The organism is Actimicrobium antarcticum (genome assembly GCF_039536745.1).
Taxonomy (GTDB): Bacteria; Pseudomonadota; Gammaproteobacteria; order Burkholderiales; family Burkholderiaceae_D; genus Actimicrobium; species Actimicrobium antarcticum.
Genome location: NZ_BAAAZE010000002.1, coordinates 158,248 through 174,586, shown reverse-complemented (window position 1 = coordinate 174,586; position 16,339 = coordinate 158,248). Strand labels below are relative to the sequence as shown.

Genomic DNA, 16,339 nt, shown 5'->3' with positions numbered 1-16,339 from the left:
ACCGCAGATCGCGCGTCGTGGCGACCCGCAAAGGAACCTGACGCATGTTGGGCTTCGCAGCCCAACCTACGACCTGCCGGGCCGCACCCGGCTTGGCTCCACGGAGCGCAACCCGTTTTAGCTACCGCAGCCCGCAGCCCGCGCGTCGTGGCGACCCACAAAGGAACCTGACGCATGTTGGGCTTTGCAGCCCAACCACCAGTCGGTAGTTTTCATGGTGCGTACGCGATCTCGAACAAGTCATGTCGATTACCAACGACGGTAAGGCAGCGGCAACCGCAACCTGACCACCGGCTTACTGAAAGCCACACCATATATGCAAACTTCTGCCACATTCGCGTCGACGATCAGGGTACTGGATAAACTGCGGCATTCGCAGTAAAGTCCGCTTGTCAAAGGGCTGCGAAAAGCGACAAAAAGCGACAATCAGCCCATGCGCCAACGCCGGGCAGACAACGCCAGACCCATAAAAAATCAGGAGACCAGCATGTGCGAAATCTATGTCAAGGCAGATCCGATCCACTACGAATTGCGTACCCGTTCGATCCGTGTCCATGGCGTTGTCACCAGCATTCGCCTCGAAAACATGTGCTGGGATGTGCTGGCCCGCATCGCCCGTAAAGACAGCCAGTCCACCAATCAATTGATCAGCCAGTTGTACGACGAAGTGATTTGCCATCAAGGCAAGGTCAGCAATTTTTGTTCGTTCCTGCGGGTCAGTTGCATGCACTACCTGTCGAACCTGGCAGCCCGGGAAAACACGACGTCATTACTGCAAGAAAATGCCGATGACTCTGTCGCACTCCCTGTGCCAAAACCTCCATCACGGCATCGCCCCATGGCATCAGAGCTTGTCCTGTTGCAGGTGGCCGGACAGCGCTCCTGCAGCCAGTGACCGACCAACCGGCTGGCCGGCATCGGGCACTGAACAATCTCCGGAAGTAGTAGCCCGCTATTACCAGTACACCGGCGTCATGGAGAATAATCGATCGACCGTGCGTAAAAAAGCCGGTACGTCAGGTGCACTGCATCCCGTTACCGCCAGAGCGCCTGGACACAGAAAAAACCCATAAAAAAATTAGGAGATGACCATGCAGAAAACACGTTTATCCGCATCCGGCGCGGGACTGCTTGCGCTGGGCCTGCTTGCCGGATTATCGGCACCGGCCTTTGCGCAGGAACAGGCGATGGACAAACTGAAATCGATGCGCGTGTCCGGCATCGATCCGAACCTGCCGCTGATTCCGCAAACCGGCAAGAACGCCGATGCCATCAAGGAAAACCTGAAGCGCGTGAAGATGCCCGCCGGCTTCGCCATCGACCTGTACGCGATCGTGCCGGATGCCCGCCACATGGCAGTGGCACCATCGACCAACATGCTCTTTGTCGGCACCCGCAAGTCGTCGGTCTGGGCCGTCACCAACCGCAATAGCGGCGATGCTGCCACCGAGGTAAAGCAGTTCGCTCCCTCCCTCAAATTTACCCAGCCCAACGGCGTGTGCTGGACCAAGGATGGCTTCCTGATCGTGGCCGAACACAACCGCATCCTCAGCTTTCCGGCAGCCGAGTTTTTTTATGAAGGCGCCGATGTCGCGGTATCGGAAGTGGTCCCGCAGGGCAAGCTGATTCCGGTCGAAGATGAAAGCTACAACCACGGCGCGCGCGTCTGTCGCGTTGGCAAGGATGGCATGCTGTACGTTGCCCTCGGCCAACCGTTCAATGTGCCACCGCGCGAAAAACTGAAGGCATTCACTGAACAGGGCATCGGCGGGATCATCCGCCTGGACCCGTTCACGGGCGCCAAGCGCGAAGTGTATGCCAGCGGTATTCGTAACTCGGTTGGCATCGAATTCAATCCGAAGAACAACGACCTGTGGTTCACCGACAACCAGACCGATGGCATGGGCGACGAGATCCCGAGTGGCGAGATCAACCGCGCCACCAAAAAAGGCCAGTTCTTCGGCTATCCGTACATCCAGGGCAAGACGCGTATTACCGAATACGGTTACGACAAGGACCCGGTACCTGCCAACACCACCAACCCGGAGGTCTATACCGAAGCACACGCGGCGGATCTGGGCCTGACTTTTTATACGGGAGACAAATTCCCGGCCAAGTACCGCGGCGGGATTTTCTCGGCGCAGCATGGGTCATGGAACCGCACCACGCCGATCGGTGCGCGCATCCTGTTTACCTCACTGAAAGCCGATGGTTCGGCCGACAAGACCGAAGTCTTTGCCGATGGCTGGCTGGACCCGAAGACGCGTCAGTATCGCGGACGCCCGGTCGACGTGGCCAACCTGCCGGATGGATCGATCCTGGTGTCGGATGACTTCGCTGGTGCAATTTACCGGATTACCTATACCGGGATCTGATGCTGGCTTGCTGCCTGTTGCGTGAGCGGAGTTCTTCGCTGTTTTCATGCGCAATGGGCAGTTTCAACCCCTGATGTTCTTGCGCTGCAGTCCCCTCGGCTCCCTCCCCTGCTTCACTTCCTTGCTTGATTCCCGATGACTACTTTCTCCCGATTTGCAGTGCGGTCACGCACCACCCTGATGTTTGCGCTGTGCGTGTTCGGCAGTGCCATCTCCACCAGCACACCGGCGGCCGACCTCGATGCCGGCAAAGCCAAAGCCATGAGCTGTGCGATGTGCCATGGCGCGAATGGCATCAGCCAGATGCCCGGCGCACCCAATCTCGCCGGACAACAAGCGATCTACGTCGAACAGCAACTGAAGCATTTCCGCAGTGGCAAACGCAGCAATGAAATCATGGGTGTCATTGCAAAGCCGCTGACCGATACCGAGATCAGTGATCTGGCGGCGTGGTACGAGTCGATCAAGGTGTCGGTAGTGGAGCGCTGATCATCGTGCCTGATTCTTTCGGTCACAGTTGGTAAAAGAATGTGGCGGAAATTTGCAGCCGGTCGCAACGCCGGCTTTGCGGAGGTCGCAAGCTGCAAACGCAAGTTTCCGGGGTCCGCGTTTTTTTTCGCAGGGGGTATCGCGAAATTTACGCTGACCCCGCAAACGGATTGCGGAGTGCCGTCGTCGCGTACCGGCAGCGTCGGTCGCGATCAGCCGGCTCCGAATCCCGCAAGCAGGGTCAGTGTAATTTTCGCGGAACAGCATCGCGAAAAAAAACACTGACCCTGGTTGCTGCCGCCGTGGTGTGCGGCGGTTGGCAAGAGCGGGCTTTGCGGAGGTCGCAAACTGCAAACGCAAGTTTCCGGGGTCAGCGTTTTTTGCAGGGGTTTCGCGAAAATTACGCTGTCCCCGAAACGGCCTCGGTCAGCTGCCCGCAGTGGCAAGACACCTATGACGAAATCTCAAGGCAGCGGCGAAATCACCTTGTCGATCACATGAATCACGCCATTCGATGCCAGCACATCCGTGGCAGTGATTTGCGACTTGCGTCCAAGCTGGTCGGTGATGACCAATCCGGCGTCGATCTTCAGGGTGCTGCCCTGCAACGTTTTCAGCGGCGTATTGACGGGGATCTCTGCTTTCAGCACACGACCCGGCAGCACGTGATACGTCAGTACCTTGGCCAGCAGCGTCGGGTTGGCGATGGCCTCGGCCTTGGTGATGCGCAGTTCGACGAACAGGGCTGCAAACGCGTCATTGGTTGGCGCAAATACCGTGAACGGGCCGGCACCGTTGAGCGTGCCTGTCAGGTTGGCCGCACCGATGACTTCCACCAGCGTGCTGAACTGCGGCAGGGCCGAGGCGGTGTCGAGGAGGTTCTTGTTGGCGGGCAGCAGGACTTTGTCGATCACGTGTATCACGCCGTTGGCTGCAGGGATATCGGCCTGGATAATTTTTGCGGACCGGTTGCGCCCATCGGTAATCACCAGATCGCTGCCGACCGCATCGATCTTGAAGATGCCACCTTGCACCGTGGTGTTGGCGACTCCTGCCACGACCTGCGCCTTGTTCACTTTGGCGGGCAGCACGTGATACGTCAGTACGCTGGTCAATAGTGTTTTGTTGGCCAGTAACTGATCTTTGGACAGGTTGAGCTCACCCAGCAACGCGACGAAGGCATCGTTGGTGGGCGCGAACAAGGTAAATGGGCCAGCACCCGACAACGTCGCGCCGAGGTCGGCGGCCACCACGGCTTCGACCAGAATACTGAAGCGCGGATCGGCTTTGGCGACCTCGACGATATTGCCGAGAGGCGCAGCGGCAGTCGTGGTGGTGGTCGACAGCGATTGCTCTGACGGGGAATCGCTGCCGCCGCCGCATCCCGACAGAAAGCCGGTAGTGGCGACGAGGGCGGTCACGCCGAAAAGTTTGAATCGATGGATAGCGTACTGAAACATGGCAGATCTCCTGATGGGTTGGCAGGGGGGAAGGTGCCGAAAGCCCCTGTTGCCGGAAGTGAAGGATGACCTCTGCGCAAGCCGGACCTGCAGAGTCCGGTTATTTTGGGTGGAGCGGGACACGCTGCATTTGATCAAGCGCAGCGATGGGGAAATTGCACGGCAGGTTACCGGTTCAAGTGGAAGTGGCTTTAGTGGAATACATCGAGCGGCAGCGCCCGACCCGACTGGCAGATCAAGCCGCTGGCAGCAACCCGGCCTCGACCGCACGCAGATGGTCGGCCGGCATGTCGACATCCCAGCGCATCGGCATTTCGGCCCAGTCGTTTCCTGCCTGCCAGCCCAGCGCCGCAAACCGGGTGCGGGTCTGCGCCATCACCTCGACTGTGCTCCAGGTGATCTCATCGAAGGCGGCAGTAAAACCGTCTTCGTCGTTGCATCGCGCGCCCACCAGCACGTAGCCACCATCCTCGGCCGGCGTAAACACCATGCGCGCACTGCCTTCCAAAGCCGCTGCGGCAAGCTGTAAATCCGCGCTGGTGAGTGCGGGACAGTCGCTGCCGATCAGCAGTACACGCTGATTCCCGGACAACAATGTGCGCAGGCAAGTGGCCATACGCTGCCCCAGATCGCCCTCCTGCTGCTGATACTGGGGTACCTTGAACTGCTCGCAGCATGCCTGCAGGAACGGATGCGCAGGATCGCCCGCGCTCCACAGTGACACCTGTCCGGGTGCCGCAGCACAGGCAATGCGTAGCGCATGTCGGGTCATGATCCGGTGCGCCTCGGCGGCGCCCTCGGCACCGAGCAACGGAATGAGCCGGGTCTTGGCGCTTCCCGCGACAGGCGCTTTGGCGAAGACGGCAATGTGCAGGCCGGCGCTCATGAGGCCTTTGTATAGCCATAGGCGCGCGCCAGTGCGGCCGGGTCGGCACCCAGAAAATACGCCAGCCGCAAGCGCCACATCAGCCAGATCGTGCGCCAGATACCGTGCTGTTCCCAGCGTCGACCGGCGCTGCTGACCTTGTCACGCAGGCAGGCAGGACGCGAGATTTTTTTCAGGCGACGACTGAGTTCGATGTCTTCCATCAGCGCAATCGATGCGTAGCCACTTAGTTGCACGAAGACGTCGCGACGCAGGAACAGGGCCTGGTCGCCAGTCGCGATTCCCGACAGCCGCGAGCGCCAGTTCATCATCGCGGCGATGATGGCGAGCATCGGATGCGCGCCCGTGAGGGTGATGTCGAAGCGGCCCCAGGCACGGGTGTCTCCGGATAGCGCATTGGCGATCAGGGTATCGGCGTGCTCCGGCAGCGTCGTGTCGGCATGCAGGAACAGCACCACGTCGCCGGTTGCCATGGCGGCACCGGCATTCATTTGTGCGGCACGGCCACGCGGCGCCTGCACCACCAGATCGACCAGCGGTGCTGCCAGCGCGATGGTCTGGTCGGTGCTGCCGCCATCGACGAGGATCAGTTGCACGCCGCGCCGGCGCAGCGGATCGAGTCGGACCAGCACGGACGCGATCTGCGCCGCTTCATTAAGTGCCGGAATGATGATCGACAACGACACACCAGCGACGCAATCAGCCACGCTGCCACGCATGGTATTTCTCGACCCACTTCAGCAGGCGCACTGGCGTGTGGGCTTTTTTCCAGACACCGGCGACGTATTTGTTCGCTTCGGCCAGCGTCGGATAAATGTGGATGGTGCCGAGGATCTTGTTCATGCCGAGGCCATGCTTCATGGCCATCACGTATTCGGCGATCAGGTCACCCGCATGGTCGCCGACCATCGTCACGCCCAGGATCTTGTCCTTGCCCGGCACGGTCAGCACCTTGATGAAGCCATGCGCTTCGCCATCGGCGATGGCGCGGTCGAGATCATCCAGCGGATACAGCGCGATTTCATAGGCGATATTGGCCGCCTTCGCCTCCTGCTCGTTCAGCCCGACCCGTGCGACTTCCGGCTCGGTGAAAGTGGCCCATGGAATCACCGAATAATCGGCCTTGAATTTTTTGAAGCGACCGAACAGGCCATTGACGGCGGCATACCAGGCTTGATGCGCCGCGGTGTGGGTGAACTGGAATGGTCCGGCCACGTCACCGGCGGCGAAGATGTTGGGGTACAGGGTTTCGAGGTAGTCATTGGTCTCGACGGTGCGGGTTTTGGTGACACCGATACCGAGTTCTTCCAGCCCGTAACCGGTCAGGTTGGCGCTGCGGCCGAGTGCACACAACACCTCGTCGAATTCGATCCGTACTTCGGTGCCGGCATGGTCGGCGAACAGCACCTTGCCGCCCTCTTCCAGCGCAAATCGGGCCGCCTTGTGACCGGTCAGCAGCGTGATCCCTTCGGCCCGAAAACGCGTTGCCACCATCTCCGAGACTTCAGCATCTTCGCGCTGCATGATGCGATCGCCCATCTCGACTTGCGTGACCAGCGAGCCCAGTCGCGCGAACGCCTGCGCCAGTTCGCAGCCGATCGGCCCGCCACCCAGCACCAGCAACCGGCGCGGCAACGCCCGCAACGACCACAACGTATCGGAGGTGTAGCAGCCCACCAGATCGATCCCCGGAATCGGCGGCACGAACGGCCGCGCCCCTGCCGCGATGACGATATTGCGTGTCGTCAGCGTGCGCTGGCTGCCATCGGGATCGGTCACCTGTACCGCAAACGGCGAGAGGATGCGCGCATCGCCTTTGACGCAATCCACGCCCAGGCTCTGGTAACGCTCCGCCGAATCATGCGGCTCGATCGTGCGGATGACGCGCTGCACCCGCTCCATCACCGCCGCAAAATCCACCTGCGCGGTGGCACCGGTCAGGCCGAATTCACCGGCCCGTGCGATATGCGACATCAGCTTGGCCGAGCGGATCAGCGTCTTCGAGGGTACGCAACCGGTATTGAGGCAATCGCCGCCCAGCTTGTGTCGTTCGATCAGTGCCACTTTGGCCTTGACTGCTGCGGCGATGTAGGCGCTGACCAGCCCGGCAGAACCGCCACCGATGACCACCATGTTGTAGTCGTAGCGCGCCGGACGCGGCCACCTGGCATACACCTTGCGCGCCTTGAACCAGTCCAGCGCTCTTTTTGCGATCAGCGGAAACACGCCCAGCAACACGAATGACAACAGCAATCCCGGCGACAAAATGCCTTTGAGCGAGGTGATTCTGGCCAACTGCGTACCGGCATTGACGAACACCAGCGTGCCGGCCAGCATGCCGAGCTGGCTGACCCAGTAATAGGTCCAGACCCGCATCTTGGTCAGGCCCATCAGCAGGTTAATCAGAAAGAACGGGAACACCGGCACCAGCCGCAGCGTGAACAGGTACAGCGCGCCGTCGCGATCGATCCCTTCGTTGAAGGATTTCAGTTTGTCGCCAAAGCGCTTTTCCACCCAGTCGCGCAGGATGAAGCGCGCCGACAGGAACGCAAGCGTGGCGCCGACGCACGACGCAAACGAGACGATGAGCGTGCCAAACCACAAGCCAAAAATCGCGCCAGCGGCCAGCGTCAGGATCGCCGCGCCCGGAAACGACAGCGCCGTCACCACCGTATAGATCAGAAAGAATATGCCTGCGCTGGCCAGCGGATGGGCCGCCGCGCCAGCCTGCAAGGCATCCTGACGCGACTTGAGTTCCTGCAGGCTGAGGAAGCGACCGAGGTCGAACACGAAAAAGGCGATGATCGCGGCAACGATCAGCAGCAACAGGAAAAGACGGTTTTTTTTCATGGTGGACTTTGGCAATGATCAGAAAAAACTACTTGAATCCTGGCGGATAGGCTTGCGCCGGCAGGTACGACGGGCCGTGATCGATGCGTTGCAGGTAGCCGGTATGGGCGGGCGACCCCTCGGGCCAGTCGCGCAGGAATTGGGCACGCCAGCCGGCCTGATCGAATTCCAGCGCAACGGCGGCGACATACAGGTCCTGCCCGTCGGTCCGAAAAACCCGTTCGTACAGCACGCGCAAATCATCCGGCGCGGGCGTGGTTGCAATCCGGCTGATGATGCCGAACTGCGTTGCTGAAAAATTCGGCAGGCCCGCCGCGCCATTGTTGATGACACCACATTCGCGGCCTTCCACCTTGAAGCGGCGCAACGCCGGCAGACAGGTATGCGAACTGGCGAACAGCGTGACTTCGCTCTTGCGGAAAAACTGTTCATTGATGGCGCGACGGCATGGATCATCGAGCCGCTCGCGCGCAAAATCCCAGCCGGCCAGCGAGCTGGCGTCGCCATGCACAATCCCGATGCGTGCATCGCCGACCTGCGCCAGCAACTGCATAGGCAAGGCGGCCAGGTCGGTACGCTGCTCGCCCAGCGCCTGCGTTGCCGTGGCGCGCAAGATCGCGATGATCTGGTTCGAGCGCTCGACCACACCGTCACTAACATCGTCCGGATAGCCGCAGCCGCAACCGGCGGCATCGTCATCGGCAGCCAGTTCGGTCTCGACATTGCCGCGCAGCGCGACATGCTGCAGAACCCGTCGCTGCACCTCGGCGAACACCACAGCATCGCGGTCGAACCAGTGGAAGTCGCCATTGAAGACCAGCTGCGGCGTCACCGTTTCGCGCGCTGCCAGTGCGTCGATGGCATCGAGTGCAAAGCGGTTGCCGTACAAGCCGCCAATCGCGTACAGCGTCGGCGCAACCAGGTCCGGTTCGCGTACGAACACGCCCGGGCCATAGCTATACGCGAGCGGACAATTGCGTCCGGCTGGCGTGGCCGGAAGCGGCATCATGCGAGCGCGCCACCGCAACTGCTGCCGGCGCCAGCGGTGCAGCCCCAGCAATGATCGGCGACGACGATCGGATTGCCTTCCATCGTTTCGGTCAGCAAATTGGTCAGGTGACGTCGTCCCTTGCCGGCCACTTTCAGCGGCAAGCCCAGCATCTGGTTGAAATCGCAGTCGTACAGATAACCGAGGTAATCAACCGAGATCAGCGACCGGCACATGACGCTGCCGAGGTTGGCATCCTGATGCGCCGAGCGCAGCAGGTCCATGTAGCTGTGGAACTGGCCTTTGGAAATCAGGGTGCTGCCGAAACGCTGGATCGGCATGTTGGTGATGGTGAACAACTGGTTGAAACGAATCCCGAATTGCTCGCCAAGGAAGTGATCGTAGTCGCGCTTCAGGTTGGCCTGCGACGGTGGCAGTACCGGACCCTGCGGGTTGTAGACCAGGTCCAGCGACAACGCACCGTCCTCCGCGCCATACCCCAGTGCATTGAGCCGTTGCAGCACGCGGATACTGGTCTTGAAGGTGCCGTCACCACGCTGCTTGTCGACATTGTCTTCGAGGTAGCACGGCAGCGACGCGACGATCTTGACCTGATGATCGGCCAGGAATTGCGCAGTGTCTTCGTAGCCCGGCTCGTCCAGGATCGTCAGGTTGCAGCGATCGATGACCTGCACGCCGAGCGCACGCGCCTGTTCGACCAGGGTACGAAAGTGCACGTTCATTTCGGGCGCGCCACCGGTCAGGTCGATGGTCTTGATCTCGCCCTGGCGCAGCACGTCGAGAATCTGGCCTATGGTGTCGAGCGACATCTGTTCGGTACGATTGGGTCCGGCATTGACATGGCAATGCAGGCAGGACTGGTTGCAGGTGTAGCCCAGGTTGACCTGCAGCGTATCGGGACGGTTGCGGCGCAGCGCCGGAAAATCGGTGGCGACCAGCAGGGGTAACGTAGCGTGCATGAATGAGTTCCGAGAGAAGCGACAGGTGGCAGGATAAACCGAAACGACGGCAAGCGAATTGGTCGCGCCGGCTCGCGCTTCCTTACAAGCAAACTGGCCGCACCCTATTGCGTGCGTGCCGCGAGCGTTGTTCGTACGCGCCGGCTGATCCGGTCGAACACGGTCACCAGCAGTACGATTGCGATTAGCAACGTTGCCAGCCGCCCCCACTGAAATAGCGAGACCGCCTCCGACACCAGCAAACCCAGGCCGCCAACGCCGATCAGACCAAGCACGGTGGAGTCGCGCACATTGAATTCCCAGATATACAAATGGATCGACAGCGCCTGCGGCAGCAGCGTGCGCGGCAGCGCGTACCGGACGGTTTGCCACGGCGTCATGCCCAGTACCAGACCGGATGCGATCAGGCGTTCGTCGATATTCTCGATCGCTTCGGCGTACAACTTGCCGTAGGTGCCAAACGAATGAAAAGCGATTGCCAGTATGCCCGCCATCGGTCCGAGCCCAATGATGCCAACCAGCAGCAGCCCGAACACCAGCGCATGGATCGCCCGGGCGATATCGAGCAGGCCGCGCGCCGGACTGGCCAGCCAGACCGGCACGCCGAGGTTGCGCGCGGCTGCCAGTCCGAACGGCAGCGCCGCGACTGCGGCAAGCAGCGAGCCGAGCGTGGCGACTTTGAGCGTGGTCCAGATGGCTACGGCCAGACCGGTCAGATAGCGCCGTTCGCTGGCGCGCTGGTCTTCCACGCGCAGCACCACTCCGGCATCGTTCCTGAATTCCAGATGGGGGTTGCCGAACCAGGCGTCCAGCAGGCTGGGACGGGACAGTTCGCTGGCGGTTTTGCGTAAATTTTCCAGCGGCTTGCGGCCGAACTGGATATCGCCGGCCTGCACGAAACTGACCACGCTGGCCACAATCAGCACGCCGTACAGCAACCCGAACCACCACAGCCGAGCACGGCCAGCCAATGTGAACCGCACGCCTTATTTGCGCGGTTGCAGCTTGCCGGTCGCCAGGCCCGCGTCGCGAATCGAGCTGTAGAGCTTGTCGTCACTCTTGACGAAGCCGGTGTAATGCGCTGGCAGCAGCGACGGATTGGTTTTCAGTTCGGCACCGACCTGCTCCAGAGCTTGCTGCAGGCGCGCCACCATGGCCTTGTCCTTCATCATGTCGGCGCTGACGGCGACCGCGTCGTTAGGCAGCGGTGCCGAGGTCCAGATGATCTTGCTGTCGGCAGCCTTGATCAGGCCCTGTTCGATCATCGCATTGCGGTTGCGATCGTAGTCGGCACCGGCATCGAGTTCACCGCGCGTGACCTGGGTTTCGATGGCCTGATGCTTGGTGTAGAGCACCTTGCTGAAGAATTTTTCGGGGTCGCTGATGCCCATTTTCAGGAACTGGTGGGTCGGAATCAGGTAGCCCGAGGTCGAGCCCTTGTCGCCGAAGGCAAAGGTCTTGCCTTTCAGATCGGCCAGGGTGTTGATGCCGGATGTCGGGTGCGTGATCATTAACGCAAAATACTCAGGCTTGCCGTCGTACAGGATGGTCGCGACTGCCTGCGCGCCGGACTGATTGTTCGCCAGCACATAGCCCCACGGCCCCATCAGGGCGATATCGGTTTCGCCATTGGCCAGGGATTTCGCCAGCCCTTCCCAGCTGTCGACGGTGCGCAGCTCGACCGGCTTGCCGAGCTTTTTTGACAGGTACTCGGCCAGTGGACGATAGGTGGCGTCGTTCTTTTCCTTGTCGGGCTGGAATAAACCGACGCCGAGACGGATCGCATCGGCAGCCAGCGCGCCGCCGGTGGCGAAGACGGTGACCAGCAACAGCAGGGCAATACGCAGCATGGGAATCCTTTTGATCAAATCAGGTAGTCGGGTGCAGAGGTCTATCGCTTACAAATACTTTTGCAGCAAGGGCGCGAGTCTGTCCCGCGTTGCCGCCGGCATCGCAGCCGGTTGCGTCACCAGCGCCTGCGACAGCGCGCTATGCGCCTGTGACACCGGCGCCGCCGCACCCAGTCGGCGTATCGCCGCCCGCAACACTTGCTGCGCGCCGGCCGCATTGTGCAGCATGTTGCCGATCGCCATCTCAGCGGTCACGACATCGTGGCCCGGATGCCAGCAATCGAAATCGGTCACCAGCGCCAGCGTCGCGTAGGCAATTTCGGCTTCCCGCGCCAGCCGCGCTTCGGGCAGGTTGGTCATGCCGATGACCGACGCGCCCCACGCGCGATACAACTGCGATTCGGCCAGCGTCGAAAACGCCGGGCCTTCAATGCAGATGTAGGTACCGCCGCGGTGCAGCGTGGCTGCCGGCAGCGCGGCATCATCAAAGGCATCGGCCAGTACCTGGCTCAGTGCCGCACAGACCGGGTGCGCCAGACTGACATGGGCGACCGCGCCATCGCCAAAAAACGTTCCGTCGCGCTTGCGGGTCAGATCAATGAACTGGTCCGGCAAGACCATGTGGCGCGGTGGCATGTCCTCGCGCAATGAGCCCACTGCCGAGACCGAGATCAGGTACTCGACGCCGATGCTTTTGAGCGCCCAGATATTGGCGCGATACGGAATCTCGGTCGGCAGCAAACCATGGCTGCGACCGTGGCGTGCCAGGAACGCCACCTCGACGCCATCGAGTGACCCGATTGCAATGGCATCCGATGGCGCGCCAAAGGGCGTGTCGATGGTGATTTCGCGACGGTCTTGCAGACCGTCCATGTTGTACAGGCCGCTGCCGCCGAGGATGCCGAACCGGATTTTTTGCATGTGTCGAGTCTTGTGAAAAGTGAGGGTGACGGAAGTCATGCTGGCAGCGATCGTGACCACGATGGCATTCACTGGCAGCGCAACGGATTGTACGTGGAAGATCGCGGGTGACGCAGCGACGGGCATCAATTGGCATCTCGACCAACGCACCAACACCAACAGTCACATTTTATTTTCGTACAAATGGTAATAAAACAAACTAGCTGCTATATTTGTTTCGCGAGAGAAAACTTCTTCTAGAAAACTATTGCCGCAGCACACAGACGGCAATTCGACACAGGAAAACGGGCGGCTTTCATGCGTACATTCCAGCATCAAGATGCGTATCACTGTCCTTCGGGCAACAGGGAACGCCATCCGCAAGCGCTCAGGTTTGACTGTGCTCATGCTTGAACAAGCCACTCTCCAAGCGCGCACCCGGTTGTCGTTCTGCATGGATGGCCTGTCCCTGCGAGACGAACTGGTGATGCGCTCTCTGGTGCGGATACTGGATCACCGCACCCAACATCAATGGTTTTACAGTCCAAACAATGCCGATTTGCGCGTCGTCGGAGACATGGTGGCGGTAGCGGTGGCGGCCGACGCTCCACCATCCGCGAACCCGACCGGGCAGGTGTTGATGGTGGGTGCGATCAGGAAGAATGACGGTCCCTTCCTGTCCCTGCCGCTGAATTCAACCGCGCTTGAACGGATGCTGAACCACTTGGGCGAGCACATCAGCGAAGCCCGACTTACTGACGCGGTCGCCATCAGCCAGACCGAATCAAGCGACGAGTTCAGGCTACGCAAATGGCCCTCCTCGGCGATGCTGACCGGACCGGAACGTATGAAAATTGCGACACTTGTGATGGCGCGATCCATGACTCTAGAGGCACTGGCACAACGGGCCGGCGTCGCTCAGGAAATTTGCATGAATTTTCTGCGCGAACTCCAGGCAGGCGGCTTTCTGATGGTGACTAACAACGCAATCCGCAGTGCGCCACATGAGTTGGCCGCAAGCTCCACCAAAGTAAAAATCGCCTCCAGCCTCCTGTCGAGGATCCGCAGCCGTCTTGGATTATCGGCATGACTGCATCGATCACCGAACACAAAATCCTGTTCACCGGAACCATGGGTGCAGGCAAAACGACCGCCATTTCGGCCATCAGCGAAATCACGCCGATCAGTACCGACGTGAAAAATTGGGATATCTCGGTCCACAAGGCCATGACGACCGTTGGACTGGACTATGGCGAACTGACGCTGGAAAACGGCGACAAGTTGCGGCTCTACGGCACACCCGGCCAGTCGCGCTTCGACTTCATGTGGAAAATCCTGTCGCGTGGCGCGCTCGGTCTGGTGATTCTGATCGATAACAGCCGTCCGGATCCGCTGGCCGATCTGGATGTGTATCTGGATGGCTTTGCTGACCTGATCAAACGGACCTCGTGCGTCGTCGGTGTCGGAAAAACCGAAGGCCATCCGGTACCTGACATCAACGCCTTCGCGGAACGCATGGAAAGAAAAGGCGTGTTGTGCCCGGTTTTTCCGGCCGACGTACGCGAGCCGGAGCACGTGCTGCAGTTACTCGACCTGTTGCTCATCCAGCTCGAATCCTGAACAGAAAAAGAAGACGCCACATGACCATCGATCCGCACATCAAGACTGCCGCCGACCTCACGATCGCCACGCTCATGAGCCAGGTGAAGGGCATCCGGGCTGTCGTCATTTCTACCGAAGACGGCTTTGAAGTTGCAGCACGGGTGGAAAACACCGCACAGGTCACGCGCCTGGCAGCGATTGCCAGTTCGCTGACCGCTCTGGGCGCAGTCGCGGGAGAAGAAAGCCAGTTGGGTGCCTGCGAGAACGTCATCATTGGCGCCAAAAACGGCTGCCTGATCATGTTGCAAGCGCGTACGCCGCACATCGATCTCATCCTCAGCGTCATCACAAACAACGATGTCATCGTCGGCCAGGCGCTGTATTTCTCGAAACAGGCGGTGCAGGCACTACGTGATCTGTAACCCGCAGGCGCTGCAACGCGCATCGGAACAACCCGGCATCAGCCCATCATTTCGCCCGGGCGGCGCTGGCTTTTTGGGGCGATACCACCAAGGAGTTTTACATGGCAACGATCAAGCAATCGATGGAAGAATTGATGACCTGCGACGGTGCCTTGTGCGCCGCGTTAGTGGACTCTGTCAGTGGCATGGTGCTGGGTTCGATAGGCTCGGGCGTGGACATGGAAATCGCCGCAGCGGGCAATACCGAAGTGGTACGCGCCAAAGTGAAAACGATGCGCGACCTCGGGTTGAACGACACGATCGAAGATATCCTGATCACGCTGGGAAAGCACTATCACATCATTCGACCAATGGCGCGCAAGGAAGGTCTGTTCATTTACCTGGTGCTCGATAAAGCCAAATCGAATCTGGCCCTTGCTCGCCGAAAAACCGTGGATGTCGAAAAAGAACTGACTCTTTAATACCGACTCCATCACGCCATCACGCGGGCCGATGCAAAAAACTGCAGGCCCCGCGTTGTCTTTTTCGCTCAAGCCGTGTCACCCTAGCCGACCCACAACGGTGCCTCATCCATCAACGCCACCTGCTCGCGCAATTCCAGTATCCGGTCCTGCCAGTAACGCTGTGTGTTAAACCACGGAAACGCCACCGGAAACGCCGGATCATCCCAGCGCCGCGCCAGCCATGCCGAGTAATGCAGCAGCCGCAATGTACGCAAAGCTTCGATCAGATGCAGCTCGCGCGGATCGAAGTCGCAGAAGTCTTCGTAACCGGCCAGCAGATCCGACAATTGCCGCACCATATCGCTGCGTTCGCCCGACAGCAGCATCCACAGATCCTGAATCGCCGGGCCATTGCGGCTGTCGTCGAAGTCCACGAAATGCGGCCCCGCTTCGGTCCACAGTACATTGCCGCTATGGACATCACCGTGCAGGCGCACGTTGCGGATGTCGCCGGCACGGTCGTAGCAGCGCTGCACGCCTTCCAGCGCCAGCGTTGTCACGGCCGACCATGGCGCGATCAATTCCGGCGGGATGAAGTCGTTCTTCAGCAGCCAGGCGCGTGACTCGGTACCGAACGTGGCGATATCGAGCGTGGGCCTTTCCACGAACGGTTTGAGCGCGCCGACAGCGTGGATGCGGCCGAGAAAGCGCCCCAGCCATTCCAGCGTTGCCGGATCTTCCAGTTCCGGTGCGCGGCCACCGTGACGGGCAAATACCGCAAAGCGAAAACCGTCCAGCGTATGCAGGCTACGGCCGTCGCCCAACCGCGTGGCAGGAACGACCGGGATTTCGAGCGCCACAAGCTCTTCGACAAACGCGTGCTCTTCGAGAATGGCCGCGTCGCTCCAGCGACCGGGCCGATAAAACTTGGCCACAATCGGTGGTCCATCATCGATACCGATTTGATAGACGCGGTTTTCGTAACTGTTCAGGGCCAGCAACCGGCCATCGCCAAACAAGCCGATGCTATCGAGCGCATCGAGAACCAGATCGGGACCCAGTTCGGAAAATGAAGGAGTAGTCATGCGCGTCAT

General features: G+C 60.3%; 17 protein-coding genes. 7 read left to right on the top strand and 10 right to left on the bottom strand.

Annotated elements, in window-relative coordinates; all coding sequences use genetic code 11:
* Positions 1-487: 487 nt before the first annotated feature.
* The 3 genes from ABD720_RS02000 to ABD720_RS01990 all read left to right on the top strand — a co-directional run bounded on the left by ABD720_RS02000 (position 488) and on the right by ABD720_RS01990 (position 2,864).
* On the top strand, positions 488-895 hold the full coding sequence (locus ABD720_RS02000) for a ribbon-helix-helix domain-containing protein (protein WP_344761539.1): 408 nt from the start codon (positions 488-490) through the stop codon (positions 893-895).
* Between the two features lie 196 nt (positions 896-1,091).
* On the top strand, positions 1,092-2,375 hold the full coding sequence (locus ABD720_RS01995; protein WP_344761538.1) for a PQQ-dependent sugar dehydrogenase: 1,284 nt from the start codon (positions 1,092-1,094) through the stop codon (positions 2,373-2,375).
* Positions 2,376-2,510: 135 nt separating this feature from the next.
* Entirely contained in the window at positions 2,511-2,864 is a 354-nt protein-coding gene (locus ABD720_RS01990; RefSeq protein WP_344761537.1) for a c-type cytochrome, read from the top strand.
* Between the two features lie 464 nt (positions 2,865-3,328).
* Here the strand turns inward: ABD720_RS01990 and ABD720_RS01985 are convergent, their stop codons facing one another.
* The 9 genes from ABD720_RS01985 to ABD720_RS01945 all read right to left on the bottom strand — a co-directional run bounded on the left by ABD720_RS01985 (position 3,329) and on the right by ABD720_RS01945 (position 12,799).
* Positions 3,329-4,324, bottom strand: a complete 996-nt coding sequence (locus tag ABD720_RS01985) for a fasciclin domain-containing protein (RefSeq protein ID WP_344761536.1) — start codon at positions 4,322-4,324, stop codon at positions 3,329-3,331.
* A gap of 235 nt (positions 4,325-4,559) precedes the next feature.
* Entirely contained in the window at positions 4,560-5,210 is a 651-nt protein-coding gene (locus ABD720_RS01980) for a TIGR04282 family arsenosugar biosynthesis glycosyltransferase (protein ID WP_344761535.1), read from the bottom strand.
* The gene (locus ABD720_RS01975) at positions 5,207-5,929 is read right to left on the bottom strand and encodes a TIGR04283 family arsenosugar biosynthesis glycosyltransferase (RefSeq protein ID WP_344761534.1); all 723 of its coding nucleotides are present in this window, start codon (positions 5,927-5,929) and stop codon (positions 5,207-5,209) included. Before ABD720_RS01975 ends, ABD720_RS01980 begins: the two co-directional genes overlap by 4 nt.
* Positions 5,910-8,060 carry an FAD-dependent oxidoreductase gene (locus ABD720_RS01970; RefSeq protein ID WP_344761533.1) on the bottom strand — a complete coding sequence of 717 codons (2,151 nt, stop codon included), beginning with the start codon at positions 8,058-8,060 and terminating at the stop codon, positions 5,910-5,912. The genes ABD720_RS01975 and ABD720_RS01970 overlap by 20 nt, the downstream gene beginning before the upstream one ends.
* A 28-nt stretch (positions 8,061-8,088) precedes the next feature.
* A complete protein-coding gene (locus ABD720_RS01965; protein WP_344761532.1) occupies positions 8,089-9,069 on the bottom strand; it encodes a hypothetical protein in 981 nt (326 codons plus the stop codon).
* On the bottom strand, positions 9,066-10,028 hold the full coding sequence (arsS, locus tag ABD720_RS01960; RefSeq protein ID WP_344761531.1) for an arsenosugar biosynthesis radical SAM (seleno)protein ArsS: 963 nt from the start codon (positions 10,026-10,028) through the stop codon (positions 9,066-9,068). Before arsS ends, ABD720_RS01965 begins: the two co-directional genes overlap by 4 nt.
* 104 nt (positions 10,029-10,132) lie before the next feature.
* Positions 10,133-10,999 carry a PhnE/PtxC family ABC transporter permease gene (locus ABD720_RS01955; protein ID WP_344761530.1) on the bottom strand — a complete coding sequence of 289 codons (867 nt, stop codon included), beginning with the start codon at positions 10,997-10,999 and terminating at the stop codon, positions 10,133-10,135.
* Between the two features lie 15 nt (positions 11,000-11,014).
* The gene (locus tag ABD720_RS01950) at positions 11,015-11,878 is read right to left on the bottom strand and encodes a phosphate/phosphite/phosphonate ABC transporter substrate-binding protein (protein WP_344761529.1); all 864 of its coding nucleotides are present in this window, start codon (positions 11,876-11,878) and stop codon (positions 11,015-11,017) included.
* 48 nt (positions 11,879-11,926) lie between these two features.
* Positions 11,927-12,799 (bottom strand): S-methyl-5'-thioadenosine phosphorylase, encoded by an 873-nt coding sequence (locus ABD720_RS01945; RefSeq protein WP_344761528.1) that lies wholly within the window; start codon positions 12,797-12,799, stop codon positions 11,927-11,929.
* A 319-nt stretch (positions 12,800-13,118) separates the two neighbouring features.
* On the opposite strand from ABD720_RS01945, the gene ABD720_RS01940 reads away from it, so the two are divergent.
* The 4 genes from ABD720_RS01940 (at position 13,119) to ABD720_RS01925 (ending at position 15,263) form a co-directional block, all read left to right on the top strand.
* Positions 13,119-13,868, top strand: a complete 750-nt coding sequence (locus ABD720_RS01940) for a hypothetical protein (protein WP_344761527.1) — start codon at positions 13,119-13,121, stop codon at positions 13,866-13,868.
* Entirely contained in the window at positions 13,865-14,398 is a 534-nt protein-coding gene (locus ABD720_RS01935; RefSeq protein WP_344761526.1) for a GTP-binding protein, read from the top strand. The genes ABD720_RS01940 and ABD720_RS01935 overlap by 4 nt, the downstream gene beginning before the upstream one ends.
* Positions 14,399-14,418: 20 nt before the next feature.
* Entirely contained in the window at positions 14,419-14,802 is a 384-nt protein-coding gene (locus ABD720_RS01930) for a roadblock/LC7 domain-containing protein (protein ID WP_344761525.1), read from the top strand.
* 101 nt (positions 14,803-14,903) lie between these two features.
* The gene (locus tag ABD720_RS01925; protein ID WP_344761524.1) at positions 14,904-15,263 is read left to right on the top strand and encodes a hypothetical protein; all 360 of its coding nucleotides are present in this window, start codon (positions 14,904-14,906) and stop codon (positions 15,261-15,263) included.
* An 83-nt stretch (positions 15,264-15,346) separates the two neighbouring features.
* Here the strand turns inward: ABD720_RS01925 and ABD720_RS01920 are convergent, their stop codons facing one another.
* Positions 15,347-16,339 (bottom strand): serine/threonine protein kinase, encoded by a 993-nt coding sequence (locus ABD720_RS01920; protein ID WP_344761523.1) that lies wholly within the window; start codon positions 16,337-16,339, stop codon positions 15,347-15,349.